The 17,712-nt window shown below is 70.3% G+C and carries 17 protein-coding genes and 4 pseudogenes; 12 read left to right on the top strand and 9 right to left on the bottom strand.

The features are described from left to right. Positions 1 to 14: 14 nt before the first annotated feature. From ACZ6Z8_RS34220 to ACZ6Z8_RS34210, 3 genes and pseudogenes are all read right to left on the bottom strand, one after another. On the bottom strand, positions 15 to 503 hold the full coding sequence (locus ACZ6Z8_RS34220; protein WP_465613911.1) for a tetratricopeptide repeat protein: 489 nt from the start codon (positions 501 to 503) through the stop codon (positions 15 to 17). 389 nt (positions 504 to 892) lie between these two features. Continuing rightward, complete coding sequence (locus ACZ6Z8_RS34215; protein WP_465613910.1) at positions 893 to 1,498, bottom strand: tyrosine-type recombinase/integrase; 606 nt, start codon at positions 1,496 to 1,498, stop codon at positions 893 to 895. Between the two features lie 228 nt (positions 1,499 to 1,726). After that, positions 1,727 to 2,158: pseudogene (locus tag ACZ6Z8_RS34210) on the bottom strand (S1 RNA-binding domain-containing protein); the annotation flags it as partial. Between the two features lie 819 nt (positions 2,159 to 2,977). On the opposite strand from ACZ6Z8_RS34210, the gene ACZ6Z8_RS34205 reads away from it, so the two are divergent. Next, on the top strand, positions 2,978 to 3,061 hold the full coding sequence (locus tag ACZ6Z8_RS34205) for a DUF2510 domain-containing protein (RefSeq protein ID WP_465613958.1): 84 nt from the start codon (positions 2,978 to 2,980) through the stop codon (positions 3,059 to 3,061). Between the two features lie 352 nt (positions 3,062 to 3,413). On the opposite strand, the gene ACZ6Z8_RS34200 is transcribed toward ACZ6Z8_RS34205, so the two are convergent. Continuing rightward, positions 3,414 to 3,641 carry a hypothetical protein gene (locus ACZ6Z8_RS34200; RefSeq protein WP_465613909.1) on the bottom strand — a complete coding sequence of 76 codons (228 nt, stop codon included), beginning with the start codon at positions 3,639 to 3,641 and terminating at the stop codon, positions 3,414 to 3,416. Between the two features lie 507 nt (positions 3,642 to 4,148). Between ACZ6Z8_RS34200 and ACZ6Z8_RS34195 the strand changes: the two genes are divergently transcribed. From ACZ6Z8_RS34195 to ACZ6Z8_RS34185, 3 genes are all read left to right on the top strand, one after another. Beyond that, positions 4,149 to 4,352 (top strand): cold-shock protein, encoded by a 204-nt coding sequence (locus tag ACZ6Z8_RS34195; RefSeq protein WP_035850027.1) that lies wholly within the window; start codon positions 4,149 to 4,151, stop codon positions 4,350 to 4,352. A gap of 371 nt (positions 4,353 to 4,723) precedes the next feature. Further along, positions 4,724 to 6,271, top strand: coding sequence for a DEAD/DEAH box helicase (locus ACZ6Z8_RS34190; RefSeq protein WP_465613908.1), 1,548 nt, complete (start codon positions 4,724 to 4,726; stop codon positions 6,269 to 6,271). 155 nt (positions 6,272 to 6,426) lie between these two features. Then, the gene (locus tag ACZ6Z8_RS34185; protein ID WP_465613907.1) at positions 6,427 to 6,807 is read left to right on the top strand and encodes a CBS domain-containing protein; all 381 of its coding nucleotides are present in this window, start codon (positions 6,427 to 6,429) and stop codon (positions 6,805 to 6,807) included. A 330-nt stretch (positions 6,808 to 7,137) separates the two neighbouring features. Here ACZ6Z8_RS34185 and ACZ6Z8_RS34180 read toward each other — a convergent pair. Together ACZ6Z8_RS34180 and ACZ6Z8_RS34175 are read right to left on the bottom strand one after the other, a co-directional pair. Beyond that, positions 7,138 to 7,321 (bottom strand): annotated as a pseudogene (locus tag ACZ6Z8_RS34180) (MerR family DNA-binding transcriptional regulator); the annotation flags it as partial. A gap of 146 nt (positions 7,322 to 7,467) precedes the next feature. Next, positions 7,468 to 7,866: a hypothetical protein gene (locus ACZ6Z8_RS34175; RefSeq protein WP_402416899.1), complete on the bottom strand. Its 399-nt coding sequence runs from the start codon at positions 7,864 to 7,866 to the stop codon at positions 7,468 to 7,470. 571 nt (positions 7,867 to 8,437) lie between these two features. Here ACZ6Z8_RS34175 and ACZ6Z8_RS34170 point away from each other — a divergent pair. Continuing rightward, positions 8,438 to 10,051 (top strand): peptide chain release factor 3, encoded by a 1,614-nt coding sequence (locus ACZ6Z8_RS34170; protein ID WP_465613906.1) that lies wholly within the window; start codon positions 8,438 to 8,440, stop codon positions 10,049 to 10,051. A 328-nt stretch (positions 10,052 to 10,379) separates the two neighbouring features. On the opposite strand, the gene ACZ6Z8_RS34165 is transcribed toward ACZ6Z8_RS34170, so the two are convergent. The 3 genes and pseudogenes from ACZ6Z8_RS34165 to ACZ6Z8_RS34155 all read right to left on the bottom strand — a co-directional run. Then, positions 10,380 to 11,363 carry a quinone oxidoreductase family protein gene (locus ACZ6Z8_RS34165; RefSeq protein ID WP_465613905.1) on the bottom strand — a complete coding sequence of 328 codons (984 nt, stop codon included), beginning with the start codon at positions 11,361 to 11,363 and terminating at the stop codon, positions 10,380 to 10,382. 94 nt (positions 11,364 to 11,457) lie between these two features. Next, complete coding sequence (locus ACZ6Z8_RS34160; RefSeq protein ID WP_465613904.1) at positions 11,458 to 11,991, bottom strand: HAD family hydrolase; 534 nt, start codon at positions 11,989 to 11,991, stop codon at positions 11,458 to 11,460. 235 nt (positions 11,992 to 12,226) lie between these two features. Next, positions 12,227 to 12,304 (bottom strand): annotated as a pseudogene (locus ACZ6Z8_RS34155) (hypothetical protein); the annotation flags it as partial. A gap of 537 nt (positions 12,305 to 12,841) precedes the next feature. On the opposite strand from ACZ6Z8_RS34155, the gene ACZ6Z8_RS34150 reads away from it, so the two are divergent. From ACZ6Z8_RS34150 to rpsN, 7 genes and pseudogenes are all read left to right on the top strand, one after another. Further along, positions 12,842 to 14,404, top strand: a complete 1,563-nt coding sequence (locus ACZ6Z8_RS34150) for an MFS transporter (protein WP_465613903.1) — start codon at positions 12,842 to 12,844, stop codon at positions 14,402 to 14,404. A 13-nt stretch (positions 14,405 to 14,417) separates the two neighbouring features. After that, a pseudogene (locus ACZ6Z8_RS34145) lies at positions 14,418 to 15,508 on the top strand (aldo/keto reductase). Positions 15,509 to 15,610: 102 nt separating this feature from the next. Continuing rightward, positions 15,611 to 16,096: a MarR family winged helix-turn-helix transcriptional regulator gene (locus ACZ6Z8_RS34140; RefSeq protein WP_465613902.1), complete on the top strand. Its 486-nt coding sequence runs from the start codon at positions 15,611 to 15,613 to the stop codon at positions 16,094 to 16,096. A gap of 68 nt (positions 16,097 to 16,164) precedes the next feature. Continuing rightward, a complete protein-coding gene (locus tag ACZ6Z8_RS34135; protein WP_465613901.1) occupies positions 16,165 to 16,632 on the top strand; it encodes a MarR family winged helix-turn-helix transcriptional regulator in 468 nt (155 codons plus the stop codon). Positions 16,633 to 16,731: 99 nt separating this feature from the next. Next, the gene (locus ACZ6Z8_RS34130) at positions 16,732 to 17,088 is read left to right on the top strand and encodes a hypothetical protein (RefSeq protein WP_465613900.1); all 357 of its coding nucleotides are present in this window, start codon (positions 16,732 to 16,734) and stop codon (positions 17,086 to 17,088) included. An 82-nt stretch (positions 17,089 to 17,170) separates the two neighbouring features. Beyond that, positions 17,171 to 17,407, top strand: a complete 237-nt coding sequence (gene rpmB / locus ACZ6Z8_RS34125; RefSeq protein ID WP_153463996.1) for a 50S ribosomal protein L28 — start codon at positions 17,171 to 17,173, stop codon at positions 17,405 to 17,407. Then, positions 17,407 to 17,712: a 30S ribosomal protein S14 gene (gene rpsN / locus ACZ6Z8_RS34120; protein WP_465613899.1), complete on the top strand. Its 306-nt coding sequence runs from the start codon at positions 17,407 to 17,409 to the stop codon at positions 17,710 to 17,712. The genes rpmB and rpsN overlap by 1 nt, the downstream gene beginning before the upstream one ends.

Below are 17,712 nucleotides of genomic sequence, written 5' to 3'. Positions count from 1 at the left end.
GGGGCGCCGGCCGTTCACGAGCCGGGGTCGTGGCGGAACAGTCGCTTCATGTCGTCCGCCATCAGGGCGTCCAGCTCGACACGTGCTTCCTCAGACCCCAGCGCAGCAGCCCTGGCAAACCAGGGCTGGGCATCCCCGAGGTGGCCCTGTTCCTTATAGGACCGCCCCAGGCAGTAGCACGCGGTCCCCGCAAAGATGTTGTCGGTCATGTTGGCGACGACTTCCCAGTACTTGCGTGCGTCGTCCACCGCACCGCGGGCGCTGAGGAGGCCGCCAAGGTTGATGATCGCCATCGAATCACCCGCGCGCGCCGCCACGGTGTACCAGTGCTCGGCTTCGTCATCCCGGTCCTGCTCATAAAGGATCCTGGCAAGGTTCAGTACGGCCGGCAGGTAGCCGGTTTGTGCTGCTTTGCGGTAGTACCCCTCTGCCTTCGCAGCGTAACCCTCCTCTTCTAGCTGCTCTGCTCGCTCAAAGTAGGTTTCGATCTTCGCCTGTCGCATGGCGCGACCTCCCGTCGCGAGGGGACTCTCTTCTTCCAGCCCAGGCGCGATGGAGCCGGGTGTCAAGGTGATGCTCGGCCCCGGGCCTCACCGAATGCCCCTGTCGCGCCGTGTGGCTCTCCTAGACGGGCGCAAGCGCCCGTAACGATCAAGGAATCGCGATGGCCGGCTTCACTGCTTCCGGGGCTCCTGGTGGCCTCACGGGCATGCCGTACGCGGGAGGTCTGTCCCCTATATATAGGTGCGTCCCCGCACGTGCCCCCCCGGACCGTGTCACACCCGTGTCACAGACCCCATCTTGCTGCCTGGAGGCCGCCGCGCTGACCTGCGGGTTTGTGGACTGGGTGGACGAGATGGACGCGAAACCCCTTGATTTCGGCCGCTGGGGGTCAAGGGGTCGCAGGTTCAAATCCTGTCGTCCCGACCAGCGTTTTCGCAGGTCGAAGGCCGTTTTCGCAGTGATGCGGAAACGGCCTTGATGCGTTTTCGGGGCCTTGTGAGTGCATGGTGATATCGGGGATCTGGGATGGATCTTCTCGCTCTCCGGGCGTAGGCATCAACTTGCCTTCTGTGTCGGGCCCTTGTCCGTGGTGCGTTGTCTGGGGGTCCAGGGTGCGTGAGTTCCGGGTGTTCTCGGGTGGCCGGATAAGGGTGGGCGTCGGCTGGTCGGCGGTGGTGAGGGCGCGGTTGATGGTGTCGACGGCGTGGTGGGCGGCTTCGGTGGTGAGGTGGCCGTAGGTGTTGGCGGTGGTGGACAGGGTTGCGTGTCGCAGGGTCTTGGAGACGACGGTGAGGGGGACGCCGGCGGTGATGGAGATGGTGGCGGCGAGGTGGCGTAGGTCGTGGATGGTGGTGCGGGGGACGCCGAACTCGCGGCAGAGCTGATGGAAGTGGTTGAAGACGTATTCGGGGTGGAGGTGGGCGTCCGTCGGGGCGGTGGAAGACGAGGCCGCCGTTGTGGCCTGACCTGTGGTGATCCCTTGTCGGGGCGACAAGTGCTTCTATACCTCTGCGTCGTCGATGCTGCGGCGACCCTCCGCCGTGCCGCTACTGCGGCGTTTCGAAGCTGGCGGCGGTCGGGTCGTGGGCGGACGCTTCCGTGGCTCGCCGGATGGAGAGGTGGATGCGGCGGCGTGCGAAGTCGATCTCCTCGATGAGCATGAGCGGACATCGTCAGCCTTGCGGATGACCTCCGCAGGTGCGGCGACGTCGTGGGCACTGAGTTCCACAAGATGGACCAAGCCCTCGATGCCCGGTTCGATGCGGACAAAGGCGCTGAAAGGGACGACCTTGGTGACCGTGCCGGGGACGACCTCGCCGACGTGGTGGGTGGCGAAGTAGCGCCGCCATGGGTCTTCCTGGGAGGCCTTGAGCGACAGCGCGACCCGTTCGCGCTCCAGGTCAACGCCGAGGACTTCGAAGCGGATCTCCTGTCCGACCTGCACGATGTCGGTGATGGCCTCGAAGTGTGTCCAGGACAGCTCGGGGACGTTGATGAAGCCCGTCGCTCGGCCGAGATCGTCGTCTAGGTCGACGAAGACACCGAATTTGGGGCGTTGCGGCCACCTTCCCGGTGCGGATCTCGCCCCTTCGTATCGTGCGGAGGAAAGGGCGGCGCTGGTCTGCCCGGGTGGGGTTGGTACGCCACTGGGCACGCAGGACGCCGTCCTCGTCGGGCAGGGCCGCGGTCATCAGTGGGTTGCGCTCGGCCGGTTGGAGTGGGACCAGCGCGAGGCTGTCGGAGCGCTGGAAGTATCCGTAGGAGTCCGTGCGGGATGCCATCCACCGGTCCGCGATCCGCGTGTAGATCCGGCCGTCCAACTGCTGCACGACGAGGAGTTCAAGCCTGCCGGGCCGGCTCATGGCGTCGAGGATCGGGTCGATGTCGGCGGTGAGGTCCGGCCAGACGGCCAGCCTGGCGCGCGGAGTCAGCGCGGTGCGTGTGGCGTCGAAGTTGGCGGGCGTCAGGCAGTGCCAGCGGGATCCGTTGCGGACGTAGATTGTCTCCAGGAGTATGCCATCGCGTTCGGCGACCAGGGCGGCGAGCGCGGTCCAGAACGCGTCGTCGGCCGGGGGCGGCACCTCCGTGCGGTCGAATGCCGGGTCGTACGGTGACGCCTCGATCCGTTCGGCGAACAGGCCGAGTTCGCGGCAGCGGGCGATCGCGGCGTTGCAGGGGCCCGTGCTGCCGACGTATAGCTGCTGATCCTCGCCGACTACGCAAGGATCGGACCCGACACGACCCGCCCAGAAATCCGCGGGTCACCGAGACGGCACGATGCGTGACCCGATGTTCTATATCGGCAGTGCCCTCCGTCTCGGGAGAGGAGCAGCTCATGGGCGAGCACGAGAAGCCTGAGCTGGATCCGGGGCAGGGCACGCCGCCGCCGGCGAATGGAGATGGGCAGGGTGCCTCCGCCGCTCCGCCCGGCGACGGCCGGCATCACCGGTAGAAGGCGAGGTGACCGGCACCCTTGCCTGATGGCGCACCGCGCTTGTCTCGATGGTGGGATGGCCGGGCGTGGGGCGGGGTCGAAGCCTGCGCCATAGATCCATGACGCGGCGGCTGTGCTGCTGCACGATCGGTTCCCGCCGGATGGTGGGACGGGCACGTGCGGATGCCCGGTCGATCGGGTCACCGACCCGGAAGCGCCGCTCGGCAACTGGCTGCGGAGCGGGAGAAAGTGGTCTGCAGGTCGGCCGTGGGTTGTTGGGCTCTTACGGGCGGGGACAGTCCTCGCCAGGGGTTCGTCGTCGAGGCCATGAACGGCGCGTCTCGCGTGCCTTGCCGGTCACCGCCGGTACCGCTTCAGTGGCGCTGGGGCGGGCGCCCATGCGCTTCGGAGGGGACGCGCGGCCAGCTCGGCGTCGCGCGTACCCTCCGCCTCAGAGAAGCGCGTCGGTCTCGGGTCAGAGCTTGTACATCGCGGTGTAGGGCTGGGTGATGCGTTCGCGCCGAGATCCGAAGTCGACGAGGACCGCGATGTCGCCGTCTCCTTCGACCTCGATGGCCCGGCCGAGGCCGTACGTGTCGTGGGTGACGCGGTCGCCGACGGCGAAGTGCTTGCGTGGCGCTTCGGTCTGGGCCTTGAAGGGGCTGGTGGGCAGGGCGCGGCGGACTGCTACAGATCTTCTCATTACCTGCAGTATGCGCCGAAAATCGCGGGAGCGGGTCTCTCCGGTGCAATCGATTTCTGAGCCGCGGCAGGAGTTTCGCGTACGCGGTCCGAAACGATCATGGACGGTGCCGGTGGGCGCGCTGCGTGGCCGGCGCCGCGGGCAGGTCCGTCCTGGCGCCCGTGGGGCTCGCCCATCCGAGGAGGGTGGGTCGCGGGCGTCGAGAGGGCGGAGCTCCCAGGCGAACTAGGGTGTTTTTCATGGGGGTTGGCGGTCATCTCGCCTCGCGCCCTGTGGTCCCGGGGAGGGGGGCCTGCAGAACCGGGGTGGAATTTCCGCCCGTGGCGGGCCTGGGCCTGCTAGAGTCGTTGTAGTTGCAGTAGTGGTTCCCATGAACTTTGTGTGCGCCTGCTGATGTTTCGCAGGCGCCTTTTTGTTTCCCGGCTCTTCCCCGGGTGGGTGCTCATCGCGGCGACTCGAAGTCCGCGCTGTGCGGGTTTCGGACAGCCCCTTGAAGGAGATTTTTTTATGGCTAATGGCACTGTGAAGTGGTTCAACGCGGAAAAGGGCTTCGGCTTCATCGAGCAGGAGGGTGGCGGCGCTGACGTGTTCGCCCACTACTCGAACATCAACGCCAACGGCTTCCGTGAGCTGCTCGAGGGCCAGAAGGTCGAGTTCGACGTCACGCAGGGCCAGAAGGGCCCGCAGGCCGAGAACATTCGTCCGCTGTAGTTTTTTTGCCACGGCACCCGCCTGGTAGCGAGGGGCCCGCACCGCGTACATGATGCCCGGTGCGGGCCCCTCGGCATTGCGCCACACCGCACACCCCGGCCGTTTCCGGCCCCCTGGCTCCGCCACCGGCGGCCATCCCCACGCGAGACGTCCCGCGCCGCGTCCGGATCGGCGCCCTGCCGTGACACCCACGGTTCGAGGATCTTCGCTCCTTGCCTTTCGCGGTGAGCGCGGACCTGAGGTGACGTGCCGCACGGTTTCACCGTCCACGCCCCGCCCTCTCCATACTTTCGGCCCGTTTCTCGCGATCTCCTGCCGGCGCCCCGCGCTGCGGAGCCGCCTCGTGACGTGCCGCCCCAGGAAGGTTTTCCATGAACCGCTCCAGTCGCTCCCCGTACCGCAACACCAACTCCCGATCCTCGGCCTCCGCCCGCTCCGGCAGTTCCTACGGATCCCGCTCCGGCGGCAACTCCTTCTACGGCGACCGGGCCGCCGACGGCCGTAAATCCCGTCAGGGCTCCTCTCTGCAGGGCGAGTTCGCGATGCCGATGAGCACCACCCCGGCGCTGCCGGCCGTCGAAGCGTTCGACGAGCTGGACATGCCGAAGGCGCTGTTGTCGGTGCTGACCCGCCAGGGCGTCACCGCGCCGTTCCCGATCCAGGCCGCCACGCTGCCGAACTCGCTGGCCGGCCGTGACGTCCTCGGACGAGGCCGCACCGGCTCCGGCAAGACCATCGCGTTCGGCCTCGCCGTACTGGCCCGCACCGCCGGCCGGCGCGCGGAGCCGCGCCGGCCGCTGGCCCTCGTGCTGGTGCCCACCCGCGAGCTCGCGCAGCAGGTCACCGACGCCCTCACCCCGTTCGCCCACGCGGTGCGGCTGCGCATGGCGGCCGTGGTCGGCGGGATGTCGATCGGACGCCAGGCCCACGCCCTGAACCAGGGGGCCGAGGTCGTGGTCGCCACCCCCGGTCGCCTCAAGGACCTGATCCAGCGCGGTGACTGCCAGCTGGACGGGGTCGGCATCACGGTCCTCGACGAGGCCGACCAGATGGCCGACATGGGCTTCCTTCCCCAGGTCACCGAGCTGCTCGAACAGGTCGCCGAGGGCGGCCAGACGATGCTGTTCTCCGCCACCCTGGACCGCAACGTCGACCGCCTGGTCCGCCGCTTCCTGAAGGACCCGGTCACCCACTCGGTGGACCCGTCCGCAGGCGCGGTCAGCACGATGGAGCACCACGTGCTGCACGTGCAGAGCTACGACAAGGCCGCCACGATCGCCCACATCGCCTCCCGCGAGGGTGGCGTGATCATGTTCATCGACACCAAGCACGGCGCTGACCGCCTGGTGGAGGACCTGCTCGCGAACGGGGTGAAGGCGGCCGCCCTGCACGGCGGCAAGTCCCAGCCGCAGCGCACCCGCACTCTGGAGCAGTTCCGCACCGGCCAGGTCACCGCGCTGATCGCCACCAACGTCGCCGCCCGCGGCATCCACGTCGACGGCCTCGACCTGGTCGTCAACCTCGACCCGCCGAGCGACCACAAGGACTACCTGCACCGCGGTGGGCGCACCGCCCGCGCCGGCGAGTCCGGCACCGTCGTCACCCTCGTCCTGCCCAACCAGCGCCGCGACATGGCCCGCATGATGGCCACGGCCGCCATCACCCCCGTCACCACCCGCGTCAGCGCCGGCGACGATGACCTGGCCCGCATCACCGGCGCCCGGGTGCCCACGGGCATCCCCACCGTGATCGCCGCCCCCGTCGTCGAACGCCCCCGCCGCAGCCCGTCCACGAGCCGCGGGCGCCGCGGCCGCCCCGCCCGCGCGGGAGTCGACACCCACGCCACCGCCACGGGCCGCGACAACAAGGGCTCCTCCGGCCGCCGCCGGGCACCGCGCCGCGCCGCCCTCGCCGCTTAGCGCGTACGTGGGGGCCAGGACTGCCGCCGGTCCCGGCCCCACCACTCACCAAGCGAACAACATTCTCGGCCCCTCCGGCGCACCCGCCGGCCGTCCCAGCGTCAGCGCCCTGCCCACCGCCGGTCCCGGCGGTAGATACGCGAAGGAGTCCGCCCATGACCATCACCCTCGAACGTACCGAGACCGCCGCCACGGTCGGCGACCTCATGAAATGCCCTGAGCTGCAGATCAGCGACGACGTCATGGTCGACATGGCGATGGACGTCCTGCAGAGTTCCGGCACCGACCACCTCCTGGTCCGCGACGACGACGGCCGCTGTGCAGGGCTGCTGACGCGCCTCCACCTCGCCCCGTTCCAGGCCCGCTCCTGGTACACCGAGCGGACTCCGGTGCGCGACATCGTCTTCGACCGTGGCCCGTACGCCACCGCTGACATGCCCGCAGACGCGGCGGCCGCCACCATGCGCGCCCGAGGCCTGGCCGTGTGGCCGGTGGTGGACCACGACGGCCACGCAATCGGCCTGCTCAGCTTCTAGGACCGTCCCGTCGGCGCCGACGCGCCGGCCATCGCCCTGTGCGCTCGCAGTATCCCTCACCGCTGCTTTCGGCCCCGTGTCCCGCCAGGGGAGGCCCTCCGGGCAGTGGACGCGCAGGTCGGTGCGGCCTCACACGACCCCCGGAATCCCGCGGCCCGGAAGCGGCTTACGCAGGGGTGGAACTCACGCAGCGCCTGGTCGACGCCGGGGCGGTGCAGCAGGGCCGCGATCGGTGGGGCAGGTGCCGGGCGGCCGGAGCGGTGCGCAACGGTCGGCCGGTGCACCGAAACGGCGGACTCGGCTTTGGGGCGGCCGGCGGTGCCCGGCTGCCCGGCAGGCCACGTCGATGGGTGCCCTGGGCGACGAGGTCGCGGGCGCGCATCGCGATCCGCAGCTGGTAGCGGGAGTAGCGGCGGTGTCCGCCCTCCGAGCGCAACGGTGTGATGAGGCCCTGCTCGCCGAGGGAGCGCAGGAAGCCGGGGGTCGTGCCGGTCATCTCGGCGGCGCGGCCCATGGTTCACGCAACACCTCGAAGCGGGCACACGGCCAGGACAACCGCCGGACCGTGTTGCCCGATCCGCGCCCGGTCGGGGAGAAGGGCCACCGTCAGGGCCGCGTCGGTGTCCTTCCAGGGCGCGGTCTACTCAGAGGGCGGCGCGGTCATCGGCGGCGGCGGCCGCCGCCGCCGATGTGGCGGTCGTTGGCCAGTGCGGTCAGCGGGCCGTACTCACAGGCGAGCTGATTCCACGTCAGAACCTCGCCGCAGCGGGCCGGGAACGTCTTCGGGTCGAATTCGGGCATGGTCCAGGTGCCGGTGCCCCGGTCCCGCAGCCACAGGTCCCCGTCACCGTCGACCACAGTCGGCGGGGCCGGTACGGGATCGGCCTGATCGATGGGATCCCAGGTGACCCGGCCGGGGTGGGAGGCGCGGCGCAGCTCGGTGGTGGCCAGCCGTGCGGCCAAGTCGCGGGTGGACTCTTCGGTGTCCTTGACCGACGCGAGCCGGTATGCGTCGTCGAGGACGGGCAGGGCTGGATTCTGGCTGCGCTTGGAACTCATACGCTGGCTACCTCCGTAGGGGACGCCACATCCGTTATGGCACCCCGTGCAGGAACACGGTATCCGAGGCGGAAGCCGTGCCGGTCACTACCGCCGTTCAGGTGGAGGAGACCGGGGCGGTGGGGCCTGGTGGTGAGCCGGTCCCGGACATGGCGCAGCCGCGGTGGTTCGGGGTGATGGCGATCCCTGGAAACGGCCACCCGGATACAGGTGTTTGCCGTCTCTGATCCCCGCAGGTGGCCGGTTGCGAGAGCGAGGAGGTCGCCCGGCGCTTCCATGAGGGCACCGTCGCCAAACAGGGCTTCGACGAAGGCGAGTTGATGATCCACTCCGAGCGGGTCGGTGCAACCTGTGGCTGAGGACCCTGGACCGGCTCGGCCTCGGCTTCGACTCCTGACAGTTCGGCTGCTGTCCCGGCTGGAGTCGGGGCAGCAGCCGGCAAACGGGAATTTCGGGGTCACGCCGTCCGGCAGCCTATTATCGCTTCTTGGGCCTGCGGACGTGATCCCCGGCTCACCAGGTACGGAGAGGCGTCACCCGGCCTGCTGCCGATGCGTACCCGAGGAAACCCGTGAGCACCGAAAAATCCGTCCCCGTCCCGCAGGTCCTTCATGAGGCCGGCCGCCGACGGACCTTCGCCGTGATCAGCCATCCGGACGCGGGCAAGTCCACGCTCACCGAGGCGCTGGCGCTGCACGCGCGGGCGATCACTTCTGCCGGTGCGGTGCACGCCAAGGGTGACCGACGCGGCGTGACCAGCGACTGGATGGAGCTGGAACGCGAGCGCGGTATCTCGGTGACCTCGGCCGCACTGCAGTTCGGCTATCGCGACCATGTGTTGAACCTGGTCGACACCCCCGGCCACGCCGACTTCTCCGAGGACACCTACCGGGTGCTGGCCGCCGTCGACTGCGCGATCATGCTGGTCGACGCGGCCAAGGGCCTGGAGGAGCAGACCCGCAAGCTTTTCGCGGTCTGCCGCCATCGCGGCGTCCCCGTGATCACCTTCATCAACAAGTGGGACCGGCGCGGCCGGGATGCACTCACCCTGCTCGAGGACATCGAGACGCACCTCGGGATCACCCCCGTCCCGGTCGTCTGGCCGGTGGGCAACGCCGGCAACCTGCGCGGCCTGGTCGAAGCGGGGAACACCGAGCAGATGCTGCGCTACACCAAGGTGCCGGCCGGCACGCACGCCGCCCTCGAGGAGCAGCTCACCTCCGAGAAGGCCGCCGAGCAGGAGGGCGAAGCCTGGACGACCGCGCTGGAGGAACTGGAGCTGGTGCTCTCCTCCGGCCCCGGCTACGACCAGGAGGCCTTCGAGGCCGGCAAGATCAGCCCGGTCTTCTTCGGCGCCGCGCTGACCAACATCGGTGTGAAGCCCCTGCTGGACGCCGTGGTCGACCTCGCGCCGGCTCCTGGGCCCCGCCCGCTGGCCAAGGGCGGCAGCCGCGAGGTCGGCGAGGAGTTCTCCGGCCTGGTGTTCAAGATCCAGGCGAACATGGACCCGGCCCATCGCGACCGGATCGCCTTCGTCCGAGTCTGCTCCGGCGTTTTCGAGCGCGGCATGCACGTCACCCGCGCGGCCAGCGGCCGCTCCTTCGCCACCAAGTACGCACACACCGTGTTCGGAGCCGAGCGCACCGTGGTCGACACCGCGTACCCCGGCGACGTGGTCGGCCTGATCAACGCGAGCGCTCTGCGGGTCGGCGACACCCTCTACACCGGCAAGAAGACCGAGTTTCCCCCGCTGCCCGCCTTTGCCCCCGAGTACTTCGCGGTGGCACGGCCCAAGGACATCAGCCGTTCCAAGCAGTTCCGCAAGGGCGTCGCCCAACTCGATGAGGAAGGCGTGATCCAGGTGCTGGTCTCCGACCGGCGTGGCGACCAGGCGCCGGTCATGGCTGCGGTCGGCCCGATGCAGTTCGACGTGATCCTGCACCGGATGGAGCACGAGTTCTCTTCCCCGATCGCCCTCGACCAGCTCTCCTACCGCTTGGCCCGGATCACCGACGCCGACGGCGCCGCAGCCCTGGCCAAAGCCCGTCTGACCAATGGCGAGGTGCTCACCCGCCGCTCGGACGACGTGCTGCTGGCCTTGTTCGCCGACAAGTGGCACCTGAACGCCTTCCAGCGCGCCCAACCCGACATCCTGCTCCAGCCGCTGATCGCCACGGCGGACTGATCGCCGACGTCTCGGTACGGCGGCGCCGCTTGGCACGGCGGACGGCGCATGGTCAGGCCCCTGCCGGGGGTCTTCCGGCGCGTCGCGGGCGGGGAGCCTGGGGTCGAGCGGGGGGCAGGCGCACCCAGTGGGCCGCGGCGACGGCGGCCTCGGTGGAGTCGACCTGGGAGAACAGCTCGGCCCGGTTGAAGTGGTCCTGAACGAGGAGCCGGTTCGCCGCGGCACCTGGACGGCCTGCTGCGGGTGGATCTCGAAGGATCCGCATCCAACGCCGAAGGGCCGCCTCCGCCGGAGGGCGGAGGCGGCCTGGGAGGGCTCGCGGCGGGCGTCAGGCCTTGACGCGCAGCACGAACTTGCCGGTGGAGTCGCGGCGTTCGAGGATCTCGTGCGCCTTGACGGCGTCCTCCAGGGCGAGTTCGGTGGTCTCGATCCGGACGGCGCCGGTGGCGAGCCGGCGGGCGGCCTCCACCAGGTGGCCGTGGACCAGGTCGGGCTGCTGGTCGGCGAGGCCGCCGATGTTGTACCCGGCCACGGTCTTGGCGGTGTACCACATCAGGTTGGCCTCGTAGGTGTGGTCCTCCTGCGAGGCGTTGCCGTAGACGACGTGGCGGCCGAGCGGGGCCAGCAGGTCCAGGGCCTTGGCGCGGACCGGGCCGCCGATGGAGTCCAGCAGGATGTCGACGCCGCGGCCGCCGGTCAGCTCCGGGACGCGCGCCTCCAGCTCGTCGTAGGTGAGCACCTCGTCGTAGCCGAACTTCTCCTTGGCGAACGCGGCCTTGTCGGCGTTGCTCACCGCGCCGTAGACGGCGCCGGCGCCCAGGTTGCGGGCGATCTGCGCGGCACCGCTGCCCACGCCGCCGGCGCCGGCCAGCACCAGGACGCTCTCGCCCTCGCGGACCCGGGCCACGTCGTGCAGGATCGCCCAGGAGACCGGCAGGTTGCAGGGGAAGGCGGCGGCGACCGGCGCGGGGATGGCGTCCAGCTCGCCGTCGAGGGCGACGGTCAGCCGCTCGCGGGCCACCGCGACCTCGGCGTAGCCGCCGCCGGCCAGGGTGAGCGCGGCGACCCGCTGGCCCGGGCGCAGGTTGGTGACGCCCTCGCCGACGGCCCGGACGGTCCCGGTGACCTCCAGGCCGGGGACGTGCGGGGTGCCGGGCTGGAACTGGCCGCGACGGAACATCACCTCGGCGAAGTTGACGCCCGCGTACTCGACGTCGATCGACACCTCGCCCGCGCCGGGCTCGGGGATCTCCACGTCGACGAGGGTCAGGACCTCGGGGCCGCCGTAGCTGTCGAAACGAATGGCGCGCATGGAATGCCTCCTGGCTGCTGTTGAGCTGTTGAACAGTGGTCGAGTGGGGCGCCCGCCGGGTACGGGGGGCCGGGCGGGCGCCGGGGAGGGGTGGTCAGGTGGTCAGTGCTGCCGCCGCGCCGTGGCCAAGGCCGGGCAGCCGGCTCCAGCCCCCGCGGTCGGCGTGCTCGGTCAGCACCGGGTCCTCGCCCACCACCGTGGGGTGGCCGACGAGTCGGAGCAGGTCGAGGTCGGAGGAGTGGTCGCCGTAGGCGTGGCACTCCTGCGGGTCGAGGCCCGCCGTGCGGAGCAGCTCGCGGGCGGCGGCGGCCTTGGCCGCGCCGATCATCGGCTGCTCCAGTTCGCCGGTGAGGATCCCGTCGGCCACCAGCGGGCGGCTGCACAGGACCGTGTCGGCGGCGACGTGGCGGGCGATCGGGTCCAGGCAGCCGGGGAAGGACCCGGAGACCAGGACGGTGCGGTGGCCCTGTTCGGTGTGCCGCCGGAAGGCGGCCAGGGCGGGGGCGTGGAAGAGCTCCCCCGCCTCGGTCCGGGTCCGGAACCACTGCTCGCCCTGCTCGGCGAGTTCGGCCTCCGGGACGCCGGCGAACAGCCGGTAGTACGCCCGGTTCACCTCCTCGCGCGGCACGCCCTGGTCCGCCAGCCGGCGGAGGGCGCGAGGCGGTGAGCTCGACCCTGACAGCGAGGCGCGGGAACCGCCCTGGTTGACGGCGATCTCGACGCCGAAGAAGAGTCGCTCGGGGTTGTCGATGCTCGCGGTGAGGATCCACGTAGTAGTACTGCCGCGCCGGCCAGGCCGAGGCGTAGAACCGCTCGGTGACGGCCAGGAACATCTGGCGCGCCGCCTCGATGGTGATCATGCCCTGGATGTGCTGGCCCGTGGTGTGGACCAGGAGCAGCTCGTTGTCGTTGTCCAGTCTCAGGTCCGCCTGGTAGCGCAGGGCGTCGATCTGGCGGAGCCCGGCGATCAGGACGTTCTGCTCGCGGTGCTGTCCTGGCCGTTGATCAGCGTCAGGTGGAGCCCGGAGTCACTGTAGCGGCCCGCTCGCAGGTCCTTGACGAACCCCCGCGGTGGCCACTCCATCGTTCGCGGCCAGCGCGCCGAAGCGGTCGCCGACCAGGTACTGAACCTCAGTCCGATGCGTCATGTCAATGCCCCCATCACATGAAGTGCGCGCGGTGCGCGTCTCCGAACAGGCAGAAAGGTCCTTACGACCGGCCCGTACCGCCTTGCTGACGGGGGGCCAGACACGAGGACAGTATCAGGATTCGTAGTCAGCTTGCGACTCTGTTTCATATCAAGACTTCCTCAAGACTTCCGAAGCTGACCCTCTGACCGCCTTGACGCCCGCTGCGGCGAACCCATAACGTCCCCTGTCGTAAGTAAGGGCTCTGATATCGAACAGGGTTCTTGCTCCTCATCGAACCCATCGACACCCGACCACGGTCGACGTCATCGACATTGGAGTCCCCGACCCATGAAGAGCTACCCACGCACCACGCTCGCCGCGGTGTGCATCGCCGGCGGGCTGCTCCCCGCCTCGCTCACCGGCGCCTCGGTGGCCCTGCCGAAGATCGCCACTGACCTGGGCGCGGGCCTCGGACCGCTCCAGTGGGTGGTCAACGGTTACAACCTGACCTTCGCCAGCTTCATGCTCGCCTGCGGTGCCATCGCCGACCTGGTCGGCCGCCGCCGGATGCTGGGCATCGGCATCACGCTCTTCGGCCTGTGCTCCCTGGTCAGCGGCCTCAGCGGCAACATCTACCTGCTGGACGCCGCCCGCCTGCTGGCCGGTGCGGCCGCCGCCGCGGTGCTGACCGCCGGCAGCGCCGTGCTCGCCACCACCTTCTCCGGCCCCGCCCAGGCCAAGGCCTTCGGCATCCTCGGCTCCTCCTTCGGCGTCGGCCTCGCGCTCGGCCCCTCCACCTCCGGCGTGCTGGTCTCCTCCTTCGGCTGGCGCTCGGTCTTCCTGCTGCACGCGGCGATCGACCTGGCGCTGCTGCTGGCCCTGCCGCGCATCTCCGAGTCCCGTGACCCGGGCGCCCGCGGCGTCGACTGGGGCGGCACCATCACCTTCACCACCAGCCTCGCACTGGTCACCCTCGCCATGGTCGAGGGCCCCCAGCAGGGCTGGGCCAGCCCCGTGGTGCTCGGCCTGCTGGCCGGCTCCGTGCTGCTGCTCGCGCTCTTCGTGGTGGTCGAACTGCGCCAGGAGCGCCCGATGTTCGACATGACCCTGTTCACCCAGGGCCGCTTCGTGGCGATCTGCTTCGTCCCCGTCGCCCTCGCCTTCGGCTTCGTCTGCCTGCTGGTCTTCCTGCCCTCCTACTTCATGGGCGCCAACCGCTTCACCAGCTCCGAGGCCGGCGCCGTGATGCTGCTGCTCACCGTCCCTGTGCTGGTGTTCCCGATCATCGCCGGCCGCCTCGCCGCGAAGATCTCGGTCCGCACCCTGCTGGCCGTCAGCCTGCTGCTGGTCGCCGGCGGCGCCGCCTGGCTCACCACCATCCACCCCGGCGTCGGCATGGCCGGCCTGATCGGCCCGTTCCTGATCATCGGCACCGGTGTCGGCATCTCCTTCGGCCTGCTGGACGGCGCCGCGATCGGCTCCGTCCCGCCGGAGCGCGCCGGCATGGCCGCGGGCATGTTCAACACCATGCGCCTGGCCAGTGAGGCCATCGCCATCGCCGGCATGGGCTCGGTGCTGGTCAGCCTGGTCAGCTCCAACGTCTCCAAGAACCTCGACTCCTACGGCAGCGCCTTCACCGGCAACCCGGACGGCCTCGCCGCCAAGGTCGCCCAGGGCAACCTGGCCGACCCGGAGTCCGGCGTCGCCGAGGCCGGCCGCGAGGCCTTCCACACCTTCCTCGCCGACGGCTACACCGACGCGCTGCGCACCGTGCTGTGGATCCTGGCCGGCGTGGCCGCGCTCAGCGCCCCGCTGATCGCCGTGATGCTCAAGGACCGTAAGGCCGCCGCGGCCGCGGCGACCGCCCCGGAGGCCGAGGAGGCCCCCGAGCCGGTCGGCGCCGGGCGCTGACAGTCCCTGGGGCGTGCCCGAAGCGCCAGCCAGGCAAGAGCGACCGGTCCGGGCGGGACGCGGTGAACCCGCCGCCCCGCCCGGACCGCTCCACCTCCGGGGGCCCGTACAAGCACCGGCCCCCGCCCGAACCGAACCACCCGAAGGAAGAGATCATGCACAGCCGCCAACTCGGCCCCACCGGCCTCACCGTCGGAGCCATCGGCCTCGGTTGCATGGGGATGACCGCCTTCTACACCACCGGCGGCTACGACGAGGCCGCCTCCGTCGAGGTGGTCCACCGCGCCCTCGACCAGGGCATGACCCTGATCGCACCGCCGACGTCTACGGCCCTTACAGCAACAAGGAGTTGCTCGGCCGCGCCCTGGCCGGCCGCCGCGAGCACGCCGTGCTGGCCACCAAGGTCGGGCTGGTCCAGGAGCCGGACCGGCCGATGTACCGCAACGGCCGCCCCGAGCACATCCACGCCTCGATCCGCGACTCGCTCAAGCGCCTCGGCACCGACCACGTCGAGCTGTACTCCTGCACCGGGTGGACCCGGACGTCCCGCTGGCCGAGTCCTGGGGTGCGATGGCCGAGCTGGTCGAGGCCGGCCTGGTCCGCGGCATCGGCCTGTCCGAGGTCGGCGTCGAGGAGCTGGAGACCGCGCAGGTCATTCACCCGGTCGGCGCCGTCCAGTCCGAGCTGTCGGTGTGGAGCCGCGACCCGCTGGCCGAGGTGCTTCCCTGGTGCGTGGCCCACGGCGCCGCCTTCGTGCCGTTCTCCCCGCTGGGCCGCGGCTTCCTGGCCGGCCGCTTCGACGGCGAGAACGCGCCGGACCAGGACGACTTCCGGGCCCGGCTGCCGCGCTTCCAGGAGGAGGCGCGGGCGCAGAACCTGCGGATCGCGGACGGCATCCGGGAGATCGCCACCCGGCACGGGGCCACCCCGGCCCAGGTCGCGCTGGCCTGGACGTTGGCCCAGGGCGAGCATGTCGTCCCGATCCCCGGCAGTACCCGCCGGATCCACATCGAGCAGAACGCCGCGGCCGCCGAGGTGCAGCTGAGCCACGCCGATCTGGCCGCGTTGGACTCCCTTCCGGCGCCGGTCGGAACCCGCTACTGACGTGTGCCCCAAACGAGTTCGTTTTCTGAGTTGTAACTCAGAGCTCTACGAAGTATTAAGGTTCTGAGTAGCAGTTCAGGTCCCGACCACCGAGGAGGCCGCGTGGCTCCCCCCGACCAGGACGTCCCCTCCCGAAGGCTGGGACACCTCCTCAAGCAGTGCGAGCAGACCATGATGGCCGCTCGCGGCAGAGCCCTGCGCACGGTCGGCCTGACCGTGCCGCAGTACCTCACCCTGCGCGTCCTCGCCGAGCACCCCGACGCCTCCGGGGCGCAGCTGGCCCGGCACTGCCTGGTCACGCCGCAGACGATGGCCACCCGGCTCGCCTCGCTGGAGGCGCGCGGGCTGGTCCGCCGGCAGGTGTCCTCGGTCCATTCGCACGTCTTCACCGCGCGGCTGACCGAGGACGGGCGGATCCTGGCGGTTCGCGGCGAGGCGGCCGAGCACACCGCCGAACAGCGGCTGGTCAGCTCGTTCCTGGCCGAGGAGGTAGTGGTGTTCCGCTCGCTGCTGCGGCGCGCCGCAGCAGCGGTGACCACCCCGGAGGCCGACCCCGTTGGCGCGAATCAGTTCGTACATAGCGACTGATCAGCACACTGATGTACCGTATAGTCCGAATAGTCCGCCGGGGGGTGTCAGCCAGGGATGCGATCACCGTGACCGAAAACAGTTCCAACCGGCCGAACTCGGCTCCGCTCGACTTCCACGACCGCCTCGGCCATGCCATCAAGCGGGCCGAACAGGCGCTGATCGGGGAGAAGAGCCGCGCGCTGCGAACCGTCGACCTGACGGTTCCGCAGTACGTCACCCTGCTGGTGCTCCAGCAGTCCTCCGGTATGTCCGGGGCCCAGCTGGCCCGGGAGTGCATGGTCACGCCGCAGACCATGACGACGATCCTGACCAACCTGGAGACCAAGGGCCTCATCACCCGTGAGACGTCGAGCGTGCACCAGAAGGTGCTGGTGGCCAAACTCACCCGCTCCGGCCGCGCACTGGCGAAGAAGGCCGACACCCTGGCCCGCGGGGTCGAGAAGCGGCTCACCGACGCCTTCGACGACACCGAGCAGGCCCAGCTGCGCGAGCTGCTGGAGCGCTCGGCGGCCGCTCTGCGCAAGACCGACTGAGCTGTACCGCAGCACCACGGCAGGACAGCAGCACAGGACCGGGCGGAAGGCCGCCCCCTGGACGCCCGATCACCACCCGGGGCGCCGAGGGGGCGGCCTTTGTCCATCGGCATCCTCGGCACCGGGTCACATCTGCCCGCGAACGCCGTCGACAACACCCTGGTCGGCTCCCGAGCCGGCGTGACCGCCGAGTGGATCCACCGCAAGACCGGCATCAGCGAGCGGCGCTACGTCGCCGAGGGCGAGGCCACCTCCGACCTCGCCGCCCACGCCGCCCGGGCCGCCCGCGTGTACGTACGCCGGAACGCTGGGCGCAGTATCCCACCCCAGCGTGCTCGGACGGCCGCTACCCGATTCAGCGCGGTCGAGGGCCGGGCGCAGGTCGTTGCGGGCCACGAGGTCCGCCTGTGGCCGGATGGGCCCCGATCATGGCAAATGAAATCCATTTTCATCTAGGTTATGGTGGGAGCGCCGCCCGGGCCGCCGTGCCCGGGGCGGGCGCTCGCCATGTCCTTGTACCCGTCCGATGGAGCAGCCCATGTCCGCCCACTGCCAGCTGACCGGCCGCAAGCCGGGGTTCGGCAATGCGATCTCGCACTCGCACCGCCGTACCAGCCGCCGCTTCGACCCCAACATCCAGCGCAAGCGCTACTGGCTGCCCAGTGAGGGCCGGTACGTGCGCCTCACCTTGAGTGCCAAGGGCCTGAAGACCGTCGACGTGATCGGGATCGAGGCCGCCGTCGCCCGCATCCGAGCCCGGGGGGAGAAGGTCTGATGGCCAAGCAGAGCAAGATCGCCAAGAACGAGCAGCGGCGCGTGATCGTCGCCCGGTACGCCGAGCGCCGGGCCGAACTCAAGCGGATCATCGCCCACCCGGGCACCGGGCCTGCCGAGCGTGCCGCGGCGCAGGCCGAACTCGCCCGCCAGCCGCGCGATGCCAGCGCCACCCGGATCCGCAACCGCGACGCCGTCGACGGCCGCCCGCGCGGCTACCAGCGTGCCTTCGGCCTCTCCCGGATCAACCTGCGCACCCTGGCGCACGCCGGACAGCTGCCCGGTGTGCGCAAGTCGAGCTGGTGA

This window comes from Kitasatospora sp. NPDC101108 (genome assembly GCF_055584725.1).
The sequence above is the reverse complement of the archived record's forward strand: the minus strand, read 5'-3'. Positions and strand labels throughout refer to the sequence as shown.